The following is a 17,410-nucleotide window of genomic DNA, read 5'->3' on the forward strand; positions in this document are numbered from 1 at the left end:
GCAAACATTGAGGGATATGGTATGTGATAAGTATTTGAAAAAATGAAATAAATTAAATCTAGGGCTGTCTTAGTCCCAAACAAGTTGGTTGTTACCGCGCTGTTTGGCTTTGTTTAGTGTTTTATTGAGTCGCTCTAATACTTCTTCAGGTGTGTCTGACTCTTTAAACGGAGTACTTGCCGCGCACAAGGTAATTGTGATTTGTTGGTCACGGAATTTGAAAGGTAAGCGGCTGACTTGATTCTGGATGCTTTGAGTCACTTGATGGCAATATTCATCGCTTTGCTCGGGAAGTAGTAAGATGAACTCTTCACCAGAAAAGCGAGCGACAGTATCGGTAGTACCAATTTCTTTGGTGATCGCTCTTGCGATGATCTTGAGTGCTTTGTCACCAGCGGTATAGCCAAAGCTATCGTTAATTGCTTTGAAGTTATCGATATCTAGCAGCACGACTCTTAGTGAGTGTTGTGCGCGAATCCAGCGACGATATTCTAACTCTAAACGATCGGTGAAGGCGGTACGGTTGTAGATCTTAGTCAGAGGGTCAAGCAGCATACGCTGAGCCTGATCTTCTAGACGCTTGCGGTAATCTTGGGTGACTTCATAGAGCGAATCTAATTGGTTTTTTCCGTAGCTCATTCTTTCTATTAGAGCTTGTTCTTTCTGTTCTGCGTGATTCAGTCTTTCTGAAAGAGAGGCAATTTCACTGAGCAGCGGGTTTATCGAAAGTTTTAAGTTATCAATATCCGTTGCTTTATCAACAGAGCTTTGGCTCTTAGTAACAAGTTCATTCAACTCAGAATTAAGACCTTGGCGATGTTCAAAATAGCTTTGGCTCTGGTCGGCGTTTTGATCTGCTGTTTTGATACTAGAAGCGAGCGAGGAATTGAGTTGTTCGATAAATTGTTCAGACTGCTTACGCTCTAGGCTCGTGCCATCAATCACCAGTTTGAGGATTTGAAGTGCTAGCTCAAGTAGGTTTTGTGTTGAAACACCAAGTAGTAGCTTCGCTCTAATATCGGTCAGTAGATCCCCCGATTCACCCTCGAAGTCGAGTTCAGTGATCAGGTGTTGTAATTCGTTTGATAGTTCGGAAAGGAGTTCTTGTTCAGTTGATTGATCTACGTCGGCAAAATGAGTGCGTGAGTTGTTTGCCATAATCTTAATGGCACGCTCATAAATGCTGAGAAGCTTCATCGCATGGTCGACTTTTTGACTGCCATGACACTCGGAGAAGCTAAGTAAGTTTCTTAGATCGCGCTTTAGCTGAGCCGGAAGGCCAGTTATACGCTGCAGCGTTTCCCCACTGTGCTTAATACTATCATCCAGATATCCGTTCTGTTTATCCATAGCCAACGTTTTTTGCTTGAGCATCCTTTCTAATACTGCCAACTTGGGGATCATTGAGCTAATGTCTTTTTGCTTTTCGAGCTCTTCCCTAAGGGCAATGAGATTTTCATCTAAATGAGTGTTGCTGCCAACACATGCATCACTTAAAGACGCAACGATACGCTTGAGAACTTTTTGTTCTCGAATAAATTTGAACGAGGTATCTCTTTGCGTCAAGCGGACTTGATCCAACTGATATTTCAGCTGGTGGAGTTGCGCCTGAATGTCTTTTTCAAGAATGCCCATAGATGTATTAATTAGCGCCGCGTAGATCGTACTCGATCGTATAGATGAAATTCCGTGACCTTGATAATAACAAAACTAAAAATAAGGTCACGACCTACGACGTTTAACCGCTCGCAAATCAGTCATCTTTTAGCATTTTTTTGATATTGTCCTCATTCTGGTGTGAGGATTGTATCTTTATTAACCCTTGATTAATCGCATGTTTACAAGCCTCTCTTATGTTACCCGTTGCAAGGCTTGCTGCGGGGGCATTGTCGATGGCTTTAAGGTAAACCCATTGGCTACTGCGTTCTTTGAGGCTGATTTCACGTGCCAGGTTGGTCGACATTAATAGTACATCGAGCAGCTCTTGGTCGTTAATCGCGGTATAAGCGCGTGGCAAGAACGGGTAGTCAGCGATGCCCATGCGGACGGTTCGATTAATGTTTCGCTCTGGTTCGAAGTGATTAATCCAAGATTGAATCTTTCTAAACATAGCCTCAGGCGATGTATCACGGTCAGCATTTGGTTCGATATAAAGCAAGTTTGCATCCGAGAAGTGGTAGACGCGCGCAGGACCTTCAAGCTTAGATTTAAGGAACTCGCCGAAAGCATCTTCGAGCTCTAAACCTGCTTTATAACCGTTCTGAGTGTACATATTGCGTAGGAACGGTAAATCTATCATCACAAAGCGTAAACGGTCGTTGAGTGGTTCATGAATCAACTCACCAAGTTGCCATTGTTCGAAGTTTTGGCTGGTTTGTTCTAGAGAATTTGATAGCTTCGCGTTCAGCATTCTTAGATTTGGAAGCTTTGAGCGTGAGTGTGTAAATAGGTCGGTACGCAGTGAATCCATTTCCGTGACTAAGGTTTGAATGATGTAGCCTCGGCGTAGCACAAAGAAGAACAAGACAATGCTGAACAAAAATAAGGCGAACGATATTTTCTGGAACTTATGGTGCTCAAGTTTGTATTTCTCTAATTCTTGTTCTTGACCTGCATAGTGGAGCGTTTGCTCGGCAAACTCTTTTTGTTGGCGGAATGCGTCTTCACCAACACGGTTGAGTTTTTGTTGTTCCAAAGAGACAAGGATATTGTATTGTTTGAGATTTGCTAGCGCTTGTTGTGGACGCCCTGCTTGCTCATAACCTAAAGAGAGCAAGTGGTAGGAGTGTTGCGACAGGCGCATGTTTTCTACCTGACGCGAAATCTTGAGCGCACGTGTCGCATGCTTAATTACATCTTCGCTTTCTTGTAGGTGGTATGCCAAACCTGCGGATAAGAGTGCAGCGCGGCCTTCCAATTTAGGAATGTCGGAATACTCCAGCAGTTCAAGAGCTCGTGCTAGGTATTGCTCGGCTAGAGGGTAGTTATAAAGTCGTAAGTAAGTCGCAGATAAACTTAGACGAATGTCAATGACTTGGTAGATGTCTCGGTCTGTACTCTCATGATCAAGGACATTGAAAAAGTGCACGAGGGCAAGGTTATATTTGCCTTGATTGAAGTACACATCCCCCATCTTTTTTAGTACTTGCGCTAATATGGGAGAGCTTTCAAAATTATCGTAAAAGTCAGCAGCTTGAGACAGGTGCTCTAGAGCTTTATCTAATACTTGGCGTTCAAAGAAAAGCTGTGCAAGTAGGCGGTTTACTTTGGCCAAGCGCGAACTCAGGTTACCTTCTACTGATTTCCAGTAGCCGTACAATAACTCAGATAGTGCATGGTTGTACTCTTTATGGGTAAGATAAAACTCGCCGACGGTGATGTGATAATCAATGACGACTTTTTCCGAGTGACGCTGTTCTAGGTAAGTTTTTGCTTCTTGATAGAGTTTTTCTGCTTCCCCTACGTTGTTGTTATAAGAGGAAATGTCGGCTTTCAACATGATTAAGCGATAGGTAATTCCTTCCGTCAGACGTAAGGTTTTATTAACCGACTCTAAGCTTGTTTCTATTTTTTTTAGCTCTGATTCTGCTTGGGCAGATTTTCTGTCCGTAAGCCAAAGTAACCTAACTTTGAGTATTTCCAGATCCAACTTTAGATACTCAAGTTTATAGGTTTTTGCTAGTTCAGAGGCTTTGTCGATGTGCTGAATCGCAATACGAATGTTGCCCTGATTAAACTCTGCTTTCGCTAAGATCTTATACGCATCGATACTGCTGTTTGGGGTTCTAATTGAAGAATCGGCCTCTTCACGAGAAATAGCTGACGGGCTCTTCTCGCGTTGATCTGAAAGGATACGTAGCGTTAGGTAGCTGTTGGCTATTCGTTTTGCTTGACTCGGTTCTATCTCAACCAAGTTATTGGCTTCATTGAGGAGCGCCGACGAATAGACCGACGCATTAACCGATGTGCTTAAGCTTAAAATGAATAGACTAACAACGTATAACCAACGCATTTCAATGTCCCTTTAAAGATTTTGTAGGTTCAAATAAGTTTGGGCGGTTCACGCCGATTATTGGCGAGCCATACGCTTATTGTGGCTTGGTCTATCTTGCTCAGTTGAACGGTATGGATTGATATCCAGACCGCCACGACGCGTGTAACGTGCAAATACGGTTAGCTTCGATGGTGCACAGTATTTCATGATGTCAGTGAAGATACGCTCAACACATTGTTCGTGGAATTCGTTATGCTCGCGGAAAGAAACTAAATAGCGTAGCAGAGCTTCACGGTCAATTTGCTTTCCGGAATATGCGATCTCTACGCTGCCCCAATCCGGTTGATTGGTAATTAAGCAGTTTGACTTCAATAAGTGACTATGTAGAGTTTCTTCTACTTCTTGCTCGCCAGCAGCCCCTTCAAGCAGTGACGCTTCAAAATCATAGCTCGTGATTTGGATGTCTTGATTGTCGATACAGTCACCTTCCATCGTCACGATAGGTTGGTTGGTGTAATCGGTTACTGAATTTACATTCACAATCACAGATTCGCCTGCACATGCTGACAAATCTTGAGTTAGACGCTCAGTGAATTGATCCCAGTTTTCAAACTGAGTTTGGTTGTAGCTGTTTAGGTACAGCTTGAAAGATTTTGACTCAATCAAATTTTGGCTAGTTGCCGGAATGAACACTTCACCAACAGCCACTTGTGGTAAGCCATTGGTGTTTAGCCACGAAAGCTCGTACATCGTCCAAATATCATGACCGACAAAAGGTAACTCTCCGTTTAGCGCAAGATCATTACGATTGAGGCTACGAGGTACTGGTTGCAATAAACTTGCATCGTATTGGTTAGAGTACTCAGTTTTTTGGCCTAGGGTTAAACCCGCTAGCTCTTTTGCGTCAGAATATTTGCTCATACTTTCGTTTCAAATTCGATTAGAATGGGGTCGATTTTACTGAATCCCCATTACCCTGTCATTAAGTCATCGCTTAATCGGCACGGAAAGGGCTCGGATTCTATTTATTATTTTGTGTTTAGGAGATTTTCATGACTCAACGCGCTCAAGACGCACTACTTTCTTTCAGTCAGCGATACGTTGACGCGTGGCAGCAGCAACACCAAAGCTTACCTCGTAATGAGGAGTTGGTGGACATTGTATCGCCATGCGTAGAAGAAAAGAGTGGTGATGCCGTGTTGTGGAAACACTATCCACGTGAGCAATTCGCAGATTTCACCAATGTTGAAACGGGTATTGAACTGACTCTGCATGAAGACGTTAAGACTTTCTACGGCGCACAATTTAGTGCGGATATGAACGCGACTTTTGATGGTAACGAACTGACTTTGTTACAGATTTGGAGTGATGAAGATTTCGAATGCCTACAAGAAAACATCTTAGGTCACCTAGTGACTCAGCGTCGTTTGAAGCTAAAACCAACGGTTTTCATTGCTGCGACTGATGCTGAACTGGATGTTATCTCTATCTGTAACCTAACGGGGAACGTGATCCTAGAGCGCTTAGGCACCAAAAATCGTGATGTACTAGCCGAGACATTGGCAGAATTTTTAGAAAAGCTACAACCAGCGGTATAAATAGATGTACGTACTAGAACTTCAATTTGAGTGTTTTGATAACACAACGGTAAGCGCTGTCGATAAGGCGGTTAATGGCTTAATGGATGCTCTTCGTTATAACGGACAAGTGTTAGGTCGTGAGTTTCCAATCGTGATGGGCGACGGTGAATTCTATGTTCGCGTTGTGTGTCCGGAGCAAGATAGCTTACACCCACGTAATCATTCAGACTTCGTCAAAGTCTGTTTCGAGCGCTTATCTGCGGCGAGTTTATTAGCGCCTAAGATGCGTCTGCTTGGCCGAGACCTTAATTCCGAAGAAGTAGCCGAAGATGAAACACCAAGTTGGCAGGTGTTATACACGACATTCGTACACACTTGTTCACCGCTGCGCAGCGGCGATAGCTTGTTACCTATCCCACTATATCGCAACCCGCCGACATTTAATGGCGATCATAAAGCCGTACTGAAATGGCAGACCGAATGGCAAGCCTGTGATGAAGTGCAAATGGGTGGTGGTTGCCGTGCTGAACATGCAACGCTAACCGAGATCAGTGATACCAAGAGTGTGCTGTTTAAACGCGGTTGGGGTCTAAGAGGGCGCATTGAATTTCTGACTAAGATTCCAACTTACTACTACTTATATCGTGTTGGTGGGATCAGCCTGAAAGATGAAAAAGAGCGCAAATGCCCACAATGTGGTGGTGAATGGCTGTTAGATGCGCCGATCCACGATATTTTCTATTTCAAGTGTGATGATTGCCGTCTGGTATCCAACATTTCTTGGGATCACCTCAAGTAATCGACTTCGTTTGATTCCCCCTGAGAAGCTTTACTTTCTAGCAAACTTTCATCATTTAAAAAGGGGCTGACATTGAGTCAGCCCCTTTCGGTATCTATAAGTGTCTATTTAAGCTGATTACCAACCTTTAACTACGCCACCTTGGAAGATGTCAGAAGCTGCGTTGTACACTTCTTCAGTTTGATATGCTTTAACGAAGTTTTGTACGTTTTCTGCATTTAGGTTGTCTTCACGAGAAACGATTAGGTTCACGTATGGAGAATCTTTGTCTTCAACGAATACGCCGTCTTTTTGTGGAGTCAGGTTGATAGAGCTCGCGTAAGTAGTGTTGATGATAGATAACGTCACATCATCAAGAGAACGTGGCAGTTGAGCTGCGTCTAGTTCAACAATCGTTAGGTTCTTAGGGTTACCAACGATGTCACGAACGGTAGCTAGAAGACCTGCACCTTCACGAAGTTCAAGTAAACCTTGCTGCTCAAGAAGCAGTAGAGAACGACCTAGGTTTGTTGGATCGTTTGGTACAGCGATACGAGCACCATCTTGGATTTCGTCTACCGATTTAACTTCTTTAGAGTAACCTGCAATAGGGTAAACAAAAGTGTTACCAGCAACCGTTAGCTTGTAACCACGGTCAGCCACTTGCTGATCTAGGTACGGCGTGTGTTGGAATGCATTGATGTCGATAGAACCATCATCTAGCGCTGCGTTAGGTGTTACATAATCCGTAAAAGTGACCAGTTCAACATCCAGGCCGTATTGCTCTTTCGCGACTTTAGCTGCTACTTCAGCAACTTGTGCTTCTGCACCTGCCATTACGCCAACTTTGATCTTAGAAGTATCGACTTCTTTATCACCACAACCTGCTAGTACTAGCGCTGAAGCTGCTGCTGCAATAGTAAGTAAACCTTTAAGGTTAAATTTCATAATAATCTCCTTTTAATAAATCTATTTAATTTGGTTCATACGACTTTGATTTTGGTCTGTAAGTCGTTATCTGTGGTCAACGCGGCGAACTAATGAATCACCGATTGATTGAATAATTTGTACTAGCACAATCAACATGACGACTGTTACTGCCATAATGGTCACATCGTAGCGGTGAAATCCGTAACGAATCGCGACATCACCTAGGCCACCACCACCCACAGTTCCAGCCATTGCCGAGTAACTCACAAGAGTCACTAGCGTAATCGTCACTGAGTTGATGATAGTCGGCAGTGCTTCAGGAAGCAGAACCTTATTGATGATTTGTGTGGGTGTTGCGCCCATTGACTGAGCTGCTTCCACTAGACCTGTTGGTACTTCAAGTAGTGCACTCTCGATAAGTCGAGCTACGAATGGGATAGCACCAATCGTCAGCGGAACAATCGCTGCGGTTGTACCGATGAAGGTACCAATCAGCATCTTAGTGAGAGGGATGATCGCTACCATCAGTACTAAGAAAGGCACAGAACGGCCCACGTTCACAACCGCACCAAGAATTTTGTTTAGCTTGGTGTTCTCTAACAGGCCACCTTTTTTAGTCGTGTGTAGAATAACGCCTAATGGAATACCGACAGCGAAACCAACGATGCCAGCAACAGCAACCATGTAAAGTGTCTCGCCTGTTGCTTCCAATAGAAGGTTGCCGTTAAGGCTGATCCAGTCAGCAATCTCGTTGAAACTAAAGGACATAACCAAGCACCTCTACTTTTACATTGTTGTCGCGTAGGAATTGGATAGCAGCATTATCATCGGCTTCGTTACCGAACAGCTCAGCGACCATCATGCCGAACTTCACGCCGCCGGCGTAATCGAGGTCAGAGCTTAAGATGCTGACATCGATATTGAATTTACGAGCAATTTGCGTCATCAGCGGAGCATCAACCGTTGCACCAGTAAACTCAAGACGTACTAATGGGTAGCTACTGTTAACACGAGTTTCTTGCAAACGCGCTTGATAATCTTCAGGGATAGATAGGTCTAGCGTTGAGCGAATAAACTGATGTGCTAGCTCTGTCTTAGGGTGTGCGAATATGTCGCCAACTGTACCTTTCTCTACTAGCTCGCCACCGCCAATGATCGCGACTTCGTGACAAATGCTCTTAACTACGTCCATCTCGTGCGTAATAAGTAGGATCGTGATGTGTAGCTTGCGGTTGATTTCACGTAGCAGCTCAAGAATAGATTGAGTCGTTGCTGGATCCAGAGCACTGGTCGCTTCATCACACAGTAGTACTTTCGGGTCTGAAGCTAGCGCACGAGCAATCGCGACACGCTGCTTTTGACCACCACTTAAGTTCGCAGGGTAGGTATCACGCTTATCCGATAGGCCGACAAGCTCAAGTAGTTCACTCACTTTCGCTTCAATCGCAGCTTTATCTCTACCAGCAAGCTCTAAAGGCAGTGCTACGTTGTTAAATACAGTACGAGAAGACAGCAGATTGAAGTGTTGGAATATCATGCCGATGTTACGGCGTGCTTCGCTAAGTTCTGATTTGCTGAGTTTTGTCAGGTCGATACCGTCAACAATCACTTCACCTGACGTTGGAGCTTCCAACATGTTTACACAACGGATAAGGGTACTTTTGCCTGCACCTGAAGAGCCGATGACTCCAAAGATTTGACCTTGAGGAATGTGGAGGTTGATATCAATTAAGGCATTGATTTCTTTAGTGCCTTGATAAAAAACCTTATTGACTTGATTCACTTTAATCATAGAGAAACCCGTGCAGGTAGAACAGAATAATATATTGATGACTCACTCGATTTACAGATGATGCTATGGTGTTCTATGATCTAAGTCAATAGATATTTTTACGTCTAGACGGCTAAACGCGAGTTGCGAAGTTAAACTAGAAACAAATCGTTAACGAACGCAAAACTAAATAGATAGTGATGAAGCAAATAAAGCGTGTAATAATTAATGATTAATAGAGAGCTGATAGAGAACTGAATTTTGTCTAAACCTGCTGTTTTTTTAGATCGTGATGGTGTGATTAACGTTGATCACGGCTACGTACATGATGAACATGACTTTGAATACATCGATGGTGTGTTTGAAGCGGCGAAAGCGTTTAAAGATATGGGTTATTTATTGGTGTTAGTGACCAACCAATCTGGTATTGCTCGCGGCATGTTTAGTGAAGACCGTTTTCTTTCTCTAACGCAGTGGATGGATTGGAACTTTGTTGATAACGGCGTTGAGCTAGATGGTATTTATTACTGCCCGCACCACGCTGAGCACGGTGTTGGTGACTACAAACAAGATTGTGAATGTCGTAAGCCAAAGCCAGGCATGTTCATTTCTGCGCGTGACTTTCTGAAGATTGATATGGCTAACTCGGTCATGATCGGCGATAAAGCTGAAGACATGATGGCTGCAGAAGCGGCGGGTGTTGGCACTAAAGTACTGGTAAGAACCGGTAAGCCAATCACTGAAAAAGGTGAAGCGCTTGCAAGTGTCGTGCTTGACAGTATTAAAGATGTACCAGCATTCTTAAAAGGTTAAGACACTAAGTCTCTTTCACTTAGATATAAGTGTTATTCACTATATAAAGATGAGGAACGCAGTATGAAAGCATTGTTGATAGCATCTCTATGTACGGTAGCGTTATTCGGATGCTCTAAATCAGCAGCTCCTGAGACTGAGAGCGCAGTATCGGACGATCAATTCGTGACTTATCAATGTGAGTCTGACGCTTCATTTAAGGTTGCTTACCTTGGTGATGAAAAAGCGGTATTACGTTTACCCGAGAATGAATATCGCCTCACTCAAATAGCGGCAGGCTCAGGAACGAAGTATATCTTAGATGATGGAACCTCTGAACTGATCAATAGCGTAACTTTACGAACTAAAGGTGACAATGCACGTCTAGAACTTGGTCGTGTTATCTATAAAAACTGCCGAAAGTAGGTCATAGTTATCTACTAGGATTTACAAACAGTTAAGTGAGGGAGTTCGCCCTCACTTTTTCTTTATCTTCCCTTTAACGTCAGACTTTTTATGAGCAAAAAACTCACTATTCTCGATATTGCTAAGCTGTCCGGTGTTGGTAAGTCTACCGTATCTCGCGTTCTGACCAATGATCCCAAAGTAAAACCTGAAACCCGTGAAAGGGTGGAAAGAGTCATTCAAGAATCTGGGTACACGCCTTCGAAGTCTGCGCAGTCGATGCGTGGTGGCAGTCAAAAAGTCATCGGTGTCATTATCTCTCGTCTGGATTCCCCCTCTGAAAACAAAGCGGTAAGTACGATGCTGGCCGAATTGTATCGAGCGGATTACGATGTCGTGATCATGGAAAGTCAGCTTGATAGAGAAAAAGCCAATGAGCATCTGCAGGTTCTCAAGCGTCGCAATGTAGATGGCATCATTGTGTTTGGTTTTACTGACTGTGATATTCCTGCCATTGAAGCTTGGGAACACAAAGCGGTGGTGATTGCTCTGGATACCGAGAACGTGACGTCGATTAACTATGATAACCAACAGGTGATCAATAGTGCGTTAACGCATCTAGCAGAGCAGGGAATCTCTGAGGTTGGTTTCATTGGCGTCGATCCTAGCGATAAATCAACAGGTGAACTGCGTCTTAAGGCCTATCTCGAGTGGTGTGAAAGCGCTGGAGTGATTGCCAATTATCGTACTGGCCAACTTCATCATGAAAGTGCGTATCAGCTGGTGGATGAGGTACTGACTCCTACCACTCAAGCACTTGTTTGTGCTAGCGACACATTGGCTCTTGGTGTAATCAAACGTCTGCAAGAACTACAACGTGAAGATGTGGTGGTGACCGGTGTTGGTGGCAATGATCTTCTCTCTTTCTTGTTTCCGCGAGTATTTAGTATTGACCCTGGGTATCAATCTGCGGGTAAATTGGCCGCTAATCTATTGATCTCTCAGCTTTTAGGCAATGCAGAGATCTCTCATCACACTCAATCACCTATTCTATAATCCACTCAATCAAGCGAAATTGAACCGCTTAGATTAAAATTAGAGTGTGATCTCTTTCAATTAATGGGACTGTTCCCATTTTAATTTATCATTCATGTGGGCATTATAATAACGGTAAATGGGAATGTTCCCATCAATCTAAATCCGAGTGGCTATCGCTGCATGGTTTAGGTGAGTAATTGAATGAAACCAGGGTGGGGTAGTATGAGTAAGATAGCGAAGCAAGACGTTGCGCGTCTTATCGAGTTAGTCGGTGGCAAAGAGAATATTGCGAGTGTCAGCCATTGTCTGACTCGACTGCGTTTTGTATTGAATGATACAGAAAAAGCGAACAAAGCAGAATTAGAGAAGCTTAAGCTGGTAAAAGGTTGCTTTACTAACGCAGGTCAATTCCAAGTGGTTATTGGCACCGAGGTTGATGAGGTGTACGCACTTTTGATTGAGCAAACTGGCAAAGATGCATCATCAAAAGATGAGGCGAAGTTGGCTGCTCGCCAGAACATGAACTTCCTTGAGCGTGGTATCTCCCATTTAGCCGAAATTTTCGTACCACTGCTGCCTGCCATTATTACTGGTGGTTTGATTCTTGGTTTCCGTAATGTGATTGGCGACATTCGCATGTTCGACGGCAAAACCTTGGTTGAGATCAGCCAATTTTGGGCAACCGTTCACTCTTTCTTATGGTTGATTGGCGAAGCGATTTTCTTCTTCCTACCGGTTGGTGTGTGTTGGGCAACGGTTAAGAAACTCGGCGGAACCCCTATTTTGGGTATCACGCTCGGTGTGACCTTGGTTTCCCCACAATTGATGAACGCTTACATGATAGGTAAATCGGTACCTGAGGTGTGGGACTTTGGTTTGTTCGTGATTGAGAAAGTCGGTTATCAAGCTCAGGTGATCCCTGCAATGTTAGCGGGCGTGGCTCTGGCTTTCATTGAGACCAACCTTAAGCGCATTGTACCCTCTTATCTGTACCTAGTTGTCGTGCCATTTGTCTCGATCATCTTGTCTGTGACTCTGGCTCACGCCTTTATTGGCCCATTCGGTCGTATGTTGGGTGATGGTGTGGCATTCGCTGCCAAAGTGGCAATGACAGGTGACTTCGCGGTTCTTGGTTCAGTGGTCTTTGGCTTCCTATACGCACCTTTGGTTATTACGGGTATTCACCACACAACCAACGCTGTGGACTTACAACTGATGCAAGACTTAGGTGGCACACCAATCTGGCCTTTGATTGCGCTATCAAACATTGCACAAGCTTCAGCGGTTGTCGGCATCATCATTTTGAGTAAGCGCGAAGGCGAACGAGACATCTCGGTACCTGCGGCAATCTCTGCGTACTTAGGTGTGACGGAACCAGCGATGTACGGCATCAACCTTAAATACAAATTCCCAATGCTGAGCGCAATGATCGGCAGTGCCGCAGCGGCTGCAATCTGCGGTAGTGCAGGTGTGATGGCGAATGGTATCGGTGTTGGTGGCTTGCCGGGTATCTTATCGATTCAACCTCAATATTGGTCGATTTACTTAGTCGCGATGCTGGTGGCGGTTGTACTACCGATAACGCTGACATTGTTCTTCTATAAACGAGCACAGATGAAAGGCGAGCTAGAAACCGCCAACGCGTAATGCATTTAGCAAGCGATGACTTCAAGCAAGTCATCGCTTTTTCCCTTAGTTATAGCTTTTTCTTTTAGTTATAACGGCTATTCGACCATGATTCACATGGTGATTTTTTATTTATATTTTCTGGTAAGTGAGTGTTAGAGATGGCGATGACTGAGCATGATGAAAGTTGGTGGAAAACCGCAACCATCTATCAAATCTACCCAAAGAGTTTTTGTGACAGTGGCAGTAAAGGTACTGGCGATATCAAAGGAATCATTTCGAAACTGGATTACCTCAAACATTTGAGCGTGGATGCGATTTGGCTAACCCCAGTTTACGCGTCACCCATGATCGACAACGGTTACGATATCTCAGACTACTACACGATTAACCCTCAATTCGGCACCATGGAAGACTTCGACTTATTGCTGTCTGAAGCGCATCAACGTGGTATCCGTATCGTGATGGATATCGTGGTAAACCATACTTCAACAGAGCATGCATGGTTTCAGTCTGCACTGGGTGACAAAAACAGCCCATACCGCGACTACTACATCTGGAAAGACCCAGTGAACGGTCAAGCACCAACTAACTGGCAGTCTAAGTTTGGTGGTAATGCTTGGGAAATGGATGAGGCCACTGGGCAATACTTCCTGCATTTATTTGCCAAAGAACAGGCAGACCTTAACTGGGAGAATCCTGTTGTACGTGAAGAAGTAAAAGACGTCATCAGCTTCTGGGCTGAGAAGGGCGTTGATGGTTTCCGTTTAGATGTAATCAACCTGATTTCAAAGCAGCAAGATTTCCCAAATGATGATATCGGTGATGGTCGTCGTTTCTATACCGATGGCCCACGAGTACACGAATACCTGAAAGAAATCAGCGAAGCAGTCTTCCAGAAATACGGTAGCGTGACGGTTGGTGAGATGTCTTCAACCACGCTGGAACATTGTCAGCAGTACTCAAACATTGATAATAGCGAGTTATCGATGGTGTTTAACTTCCACCACCTTAAGGTTGATTACACTAATGGTGAGAAGTGGACCAATGCGCCGTTTGACTTCTTACAGCTCAAATCGATCTTCAATCATTGGCAAACTGGCTTGAATGGAAAAGGGTGGGGCGCACTATTCTGGTGTAACCATGACCAACCACGAGTAGTGAGCCGTTTAGGTAACGATCAACAATATCGCGTTGAATCAGCCAAGATGCTTGCCGCCTCGGTTCACATGATGCAAGGCACACCTTATATCTATCAAGGTGAAGAGATTGGCATGACTAACCCGGGTTACACCGAGATTAGCCAATATCGTGATGTAGAGAGCACCAACATGTACGATATCATGGTGAACCGTGATGGTGTGGCTCATCAAGATATGATGGCGATTTTAGCGCAGAAATCTCGTGATAACTCTCGTACGCCAATGCAGTGGAACAGTGAGCCTTACGCCGGATTCTCACAAGCTCAACCATGGCTTGATGTGGCGAATAACTACACTGAAATCAACGCCGAGCAAGCGTTGGAAGATAAAGACTCTGTATTTTACTTTTACAAGGCTTTGATTGAGTTACGTAAACAGCTACCGGTGATTACGGATGGTAGCTATCAAGATCTATTGCCTGAGCATTTATCTGTATTTGCGTATGTTCGTGAGAGTGAAGGGCAAACTCTGCTGTGTATTAATAACTATTATGGCGAAGAAACAGAGTGCGTTTTACCTGAGCGTTTTGAGATGATGAAGGCTAAGAGCCTGTTATCCAATTATCAGGTGAACGAGAGTTTAGTTACGTCTCATCATCAAGTGCTACGACCTTACGAGACTCGTATTCTCTTGATTGAAGATTAACCTTGTTTCTGTTTCTATAAGCCTAATTCTATTCCCCTTAAGAATTAGGCCTCTACAAAGGCTTTGGAGTGCTTCCCAAAGCCTTTTTGTTTTACTGATGTATGGATTTATCGTGCCTCGAGTTTGCTTGCGAAAAGCTTGCGTATCGAGTATCAGTAACGACAGAGCAGGTAATGAACGCTAAGACGCGTAATTCACCGAGTAGCGAGTTGGTTTGTGGTTCATTGCCAATACGATGTTCAATACTGCGGTGCCTAATACAGATACGGCAATCACCCAAGGTGATACAAAGAAGAACGATGCAAACAGAATACAAGCATCAATGCACATCTGAGTTTTTCCTACTGATATGCCGTAGCGGTCTTGGATAAACAAACACAATACGTTGAAGCCACCCAAGCTCGAGCGATGACGGAATAGGATAAGCATACCTAAGCCCATTAACAGACCACCGGCAACAGCACAGTAGATCTCGTTATGAACTTCTAGCGAGATCACTAAGTATAAATGATCAGCAAATACCGAGACTAAAGCGCCTGCAATTGCACTGCTAATGGCAAAGCTACGATCAAATCGTTTCCAAGCTAATAAATAGAATGGACAGTTGGCCACAAAGTACAAAATACCGAAGGTTACAGGTAAGAATTGACTCAAAAGCAGAGCCAAGCCAGTAGTACCACCGGTAAGCAGGTTCGCTGACTGTAAAAAGAAGACGCCTAACGCCACTAAAAACGTGCCAGTGAGAATGGCTACCCAATCTTCTTTACGTGAGTGTTTTTCCATCGTTTTAATAATTACCTAACCAATAAAGGCGTGCATAGTAGAGAAAAACCTTAGCTTTCGGTAGCTTGAGGGGCAAAATTAAGGTAAACCTATGTAATCTGCGTTTTACAGGGTGTAAAGCGTAAAATTGACAGTAAGCGTCATCTTTGGTTGGATAAGCTTAATAACCATGATGAATCTTATATGTGATTATGAAAAAACTGCATGATAAAATTGCAATTAGCTCTTTATGACCTAGATCAAATTATGTAGAATGCGTCACATCAAAACGGTGACGGAAACGTTTGCTTTCGGTCGTTGTGTGGTTTTTTTGAAACTTTCAGTACAATCTGAGTCAGGAGATACAGATGCTTAAGCGTGACATGAACATTGCTGATTACGATGCGGACCTATTCGCAGCTATCCAAGAAGAAACTCTTCGTCAGGAAGAGCACATCGAACTTATCGCTTCAGAAAACTACACAAGCCCACGTGTAATGGAAGCTCAAGGTTCTCAACTTACAAACAAATACGCTGAAGGCTACCCTGGTAAGCGTTACTACGGTGGTTGTGAGTTCGTAGATAAAGTTGAAACTCTAGCAATCGAACGTGCATGTGAACTGTTTGGCGCTCAATACGCGAACGTACAACCTCACTCAGGTTCTCAAGCAAACAACGCTGTATACATGGCACTACTGAATGCTGGCGATACTGTTCTAGGTATGAGTCTAGCGCACGGTGGTCACCTAACTCACGGTTCTCCAGTAAACTTCTCTGGTAAGCTTTACAACATCATTCCTTACGGTATCGATGAAGCAGGTCAAATCGATTACGAAGAGATGGAAGCGCTAGCTATCGAGCACAAACCTAAGATGATCATCGGTGGTTTCTCAGCTTACTCTCAAGTTTGTGATTGGAAGCGCATGCGTGAAATCGCTGACAAAGTAGGTGCTTACTTCTTCGTAGATATGGCTCACGTTGCCGGTCTAATCGCTGCAGGCGTTTACCCGAACCCAGTTCCACACGCTCACGTTGTAACAACTACAACGCACAAAACGCTTGCTGGTCCTCGTGGTGGTCTTATTCTTTCTAACGAAGGTGAAGATCTTTACAAAAAGCTAAACTCAGCAGTATTCCCTGGCGGCCAAGGCGGTCCTCTAATGCACGTTATCGCTGGTAAAGCTGTAGCGTTCAAAGAAGCTCTAGAGCCAGAGTTCAAAGAATACCAAGCTCGCGTTGTTGCTAACGCAAAAGCAATGGTTGCTGAATTCCTAGCACGCGGTTACAACATCGTTTCAGGTTCTACAGAGAACCACCTGTTCCTAGTTGACCTAATCGACAAAGACATCACAGGTAAAGAAGCAGATGCAGCACTAGGTTCAGCTAACATCACAGTTAACAAGAACTCAGTACCAAACGATCCACGTAGCCCGTTCGTTACTTCTGGTATCCGTATCGGTTCTCCTTCTATCACTCGTCGCGGTTTCTCAGAAGCAGATGCGAAAGAGCTAGCAGGTTGGATGTGTGACATCCTAGATAACATGGGTGATGAGTCTGTTATCGAAGCAACTAAAGCGAAAGTACTAGAAATCTGTAAGCGTCTACCTGTTTACGCATAATTTTTCTGGCTCAAATAGCTTAATTTCGGTGTCAAAGGTGCTCATTTACATTCGTAAACTCCGCGCCTTTTCCTTGAACTAAAGATATTTGATTGAAAAATACGATTTGAAAGGCTCCTGTTGGGAGCCTTTTTTGTATTCGTAAGTAATAAAGTCGTTGTCGAGCATGCTCACTTACATCCGTAAGTTCCGCGTGCTCTCCTAGAATTTCAAACGACTACTTTGAAATTGATTTAAAGGTCCCCTTTGGGGTAATGCCGTTCACTTA

At 44.0% G+C, this 17,410-nt stretch carries 15 protein-coding genes; 8 read left to right on the forward strand and 7 right to left on the reverse strand.

Features of this window, described 5'->3' with window-relative positions; genetic code table 11:
• Positions 1 to 69 precede the first annotated feature (69 nt).
• The 3 genes from AB4589_RS14350 to queF all read right to left on the reverse strand — a co-directional run bounded on the left by AB4589_RS14350 (position 70) and on the right by queF (position 4,915).
• Positions 70 to 1,635: a GGDEF domain-containing protein gene (locus AB4589_RS14350; RefSeq protein WP_009847456.1), complete on the reverse strand. Its 1,566-nt coding sequence runs from the start codon at positions 1,633 to 1,635 to the stop codon at positions 70 to 72.
• A gap of 118 nt (positions 1,636 to 1,753) precedes the next feature.
• A complete protein-coding gene (locus AB4589_RS14355) occupies positions 1,754 to 4,012 on the reverse strand; it encodes a tetratricopeptide repeat protein (protein WP_372100876.1) in 2,259 nt (752 codons plus the stop codon).
• Positions 4,013 to 4,069: 57 nt separating this feature from the next.
• The gene (gene queF, locus AB4589_RS14360) at positions 4,070 to 4,915 is read right to left on the reverse strand and encodes an NADPH-dependent 7-cyano-7-deazaguanine reductase QueF (protein WP_372100878.1); all 846 of its coding nucleotides are present in this window, start codon (positions 4,913 to 4,915) and stop codon (positions 4,070 to 4,072) included.
• Between the two features lie 131 nt (positions 4,916 to 5,046).
• On the opposite strand from queF, the gene syd reads away from it, so the two are divergent.
• Both syd and AB4589_RS14370 read left to right on the forward strand, forming a co-directional pair.
• Positions 5,047 to 5,592 (forward strand): SecY-interacting protein, encoded by a 546-nt coding sequence (syd, locus tag AB4589_RS14365; protein ID WP_009847453.1) that lies wholly within the window; start codon positions 5,047 to 5,049, stop codon positions 5,590 to 5,592.
• A 4-nt stretch (positions 5,593 to 5,596) separates the two neighbouring features.
• Positions 5,597 to 6,373: a Zn-ribbon-containing protein gene (locus AB4589_RS14370; protein ID WP_012604630.1), complete on the forward strand. Its 777-nt coding sequence runs from the start codon at positions 5,597 to 5,599 to the stop codon at positions 6,371 to 6,373.
• A 117-nt stretch (positions 6,374 to 6,490) separates the two neighbouring features.
• Here the strand turns inward: AB4589_RS14370 and AB4589_RS14375 are convergent, their stop codons facing one another.
• From AB4589_RS14375 to metN, 3 genes are all read right to left on the reverse strand, one after another.
• Complete coding sequence (locus AB4589_RS14375; RefSeq protein ID WP_009847450.1) at positions 6,491 to 7,300, reverse strand: MetQ/NlpA family lipoprotein; 810 nt, start codon at positions 7,298 to 7,300, stop codon at positions 6,491 to 6,493.
• Positions 7,301 to 7,366: 66 nt separating this feature from the next.
• Positions 7,367 to 8,050: a methionine ABC transporter permease gene (locus AB4589_RS14380; protein ID WP_009847449.1), complete on the reverse strand. Its 684-nt coding sequence runs from the start codon at positions 8,048 to 8,050 to the stop codon at positions 7,367 to 7,369.
• Positions 8,040 to 9,074, reverse strand: coding sequence for a methionine ABC transporter ATP-binding protein MetN (metN, locus tag AB4589_RS14385; protein WP_017096798.1), 1,035 nt, complete (start codon positions 9,072 to 9,074; stop codon positions 8,040 to 8,042). The genes AB4589_RS14380 and metN overlap by 11 nt, the downstream gene beginning before the upstream one ends.
• Positions 9,075 to 9,314: 240 nt before the next feature.
• Here metN and gmhB point away from each other — a divergent pair, with 240 nt between their 5' ends.
• The 5 genes from gmhB to treC all read left to right on the forward strand — a co-directional run bounded on the left by gmhB (position 9,315) and on the right by treC (position 14,761).
• The gene (gmhB, locus tag AB4589_RS14390) at positions 9,315 to 9,866 is read left to right on the forward strand and encodes a D-glycero-beta-D-manno-heptose 1,7-bisphosphate 7-phosphatase (protein WP_012604624.1); all 552 of its coding nucleotides are present in this window, start codon (positions 9,315 to 9,317) and stop codon (positions 9,864 to 9,866) included.
• Between the two features lie 63 nt (positions 9,867 to 9,929).
• Positions 9,930 to 10,271: an MliC family protein gene (locus AB4589_RS14395; RefSeq protein WP_017096799.1), complete on the forward strand. Its 342-nt coding sequence runs from the start codon at positions 9,930 to 9,932 to the stop codon at positions 10,269 to 10,271.
• Between the two features lie 90 nt (positions 10,272 to 10,361).
• Positions 10,362 to 11,306, forward strand: a complete 945-nt coding sequence (treR, locus tag AB4589_RS14400; protein ID WP_012604622.1) for a trehalose operon repressor TreR — start codon at positions 10,362 to 10,364, stop codon at positions 11,304 to 11,306.
• A 204-nt stretch (positions 11,307 to 11,510) separates the two neighbouring features.
• Positions 11,511 to 12,935: a PTS trehalose transporter subunit IIBC gene (treB, locus tag AB4589_RS14405; RefSeq protein ID WP_372100880.1), complete on the forward strand. Its 1,425-nt coding sequence runs from the start codon at positions 11,511 to 11,513 to the stop codon at positions 12,933 to 12,935.
• Between the two features lie 140 nt (positions 12,936 to 13,075).
• Complete coding sequence (treC, locus tag AB4589_RS14410; protein WP_372100882.1) at positions 13,076 to 14,761, forward strand: alpha,alpha-phosphotrehalase; 1,686 nt, start codon at positions 13,076 to 13,078, stop codon at positions 14,759 to 14,761.
• Between the two features lie 180 nt (positions 14,762 to 14,941).
• Here the strand turns inward: treC and AB4589_RS14415 are convergent, their stop codons facing one another.
• Positions 14,942 to 15,544: a YitT family protein gene (locus AB4589_RS14415; RefSeq protein WP_372100884.1), complete on the reverse strand. Its 603-nt coding sequence runs from the start codon at positions 15,542 to 15,544 to the stop codon at positions 14,942 to 14,944.
• A 347-nt stretch (positions 15,545 to 15,891) separates the two neighbouring features.
• Here AB4589_RS14415 and glyA point away from each other — a divergent pair, with 347 nt between their 5' ends.
• Positions 15,892 to 17,142: a serine hydroxymethyltransferase gene (glyA, locus tag AB4589_RS14420; RefSeq protein WP_017072688.1), complete on the forward strand. Its 1,251-nt coding sequence runs from the start codon at positions 15,892 to 15,894 to the stop codon at positions 17,140 to 17,142.
• The last annotated feature ends 268 nt before the right edge of the window (positions 17,143 to 17,410 follow it).

It is taken from the genome of Vibrio sp. 10N.222.49.A3, assembly GCF_041475145.1.
Taxonomy (GTDB): domain Bacteria; phylum Pseudomonadota; class Gammaproteobacteria; order Enterobacterales; family Vibrionaceae; genus Vibrio; species Vibrio tasmaniensis_A.

Coding starts and splice junctions, on each gene's coding strand:
- AB4589_RS14350 (WP_009847456.1), bottom strand. CDS start 1,635: ATGGGCATTCTTGAAAAAGACATTCAGGCGCAACTCCACCAGCTGAAA.
- AB4589_RS14355 (WP_372100876.1), bottom strand. CDS start 4,012: ATGCGTTGGTTATACGTTGTTAGTCTATTCATTTTAAGCTTAAGCACA.
- queF (WP_372100878.1), bottom strand. CDS start 4,915: ATGAGCAAATATTCTGACGCAAAAGAGCTAGCGGGTTTAACCCTAGGC.
- syd (WP_009847453.1), top strand. CDS start 5,047: ATGACTCAACGCGCTCAAGACGCACTACTTTCTTTCAGTCAGCGATAC.
- AB4589_RS14370 (WP_012604630.1), top strand. CDS start 5,597: ATGTACGTACTAGAACTTCAATTTGAGTGTTTTGATAACACAACGGTA.
- AB4589_RS14375 (WP_009847450.1), bottom strand. CDS start 7,300: ATGAAATTTAACCTTAAAGGTTTACTTACTATTGCAGCAGCAGCTTCA.
- AB4589_RS14380 (WP_009847449.1), bottom strand. CDS start 8,050: ATGTCCTTTAGTTTCAACGAGATTGCTGACTGGATCAGCCTTAACGGC.
- metN (WP_017096798.1), bottom strand. CDS start 9,074: ATGATTAAAGTGAATCAAGTCAATAAGGTTTTTTATCAAGGCACTAAA.
- AB4589_RS14395 (WP_017096799.1), top strand. CDS start 9,930: ATGAAAGCATTGTTGATAGCATCTCTATGTACGGTAGCGTTATTCGGA.
- treR (WP_012604622.1), top strand. CDS start 10,362: ATGAGCAAAAAACTCACTATTCTCGATATTGCTAAGCTGTCCGGTGTT.
- treB (WP_372100880.1), top strand. CDS start 11,511: ATGAGTAAGATAGCGAAGCAAGACGTTGCGCGTCTTATCGAGTTAGTC.
- treC (WP_372100882.1), top strand. CDS start 13,076: ATGGCGATGACTGAGCATGATGAAAGTTGGTGGAAAACCGCAACCATC.
- AB4589_RS14415 (WP_372100884.1), bottom strand. CDS start 15,544: ATGGAAAAACACTCACGTAAAGAAGATTGGGTAGCCATTCTCACTGGC.
- glyA (WP_017072688.1), top strand. CDS start 15,892: ATGCTTAAGCGTGACATGAACATTGCTGATTACGATGCGGACCTATTC.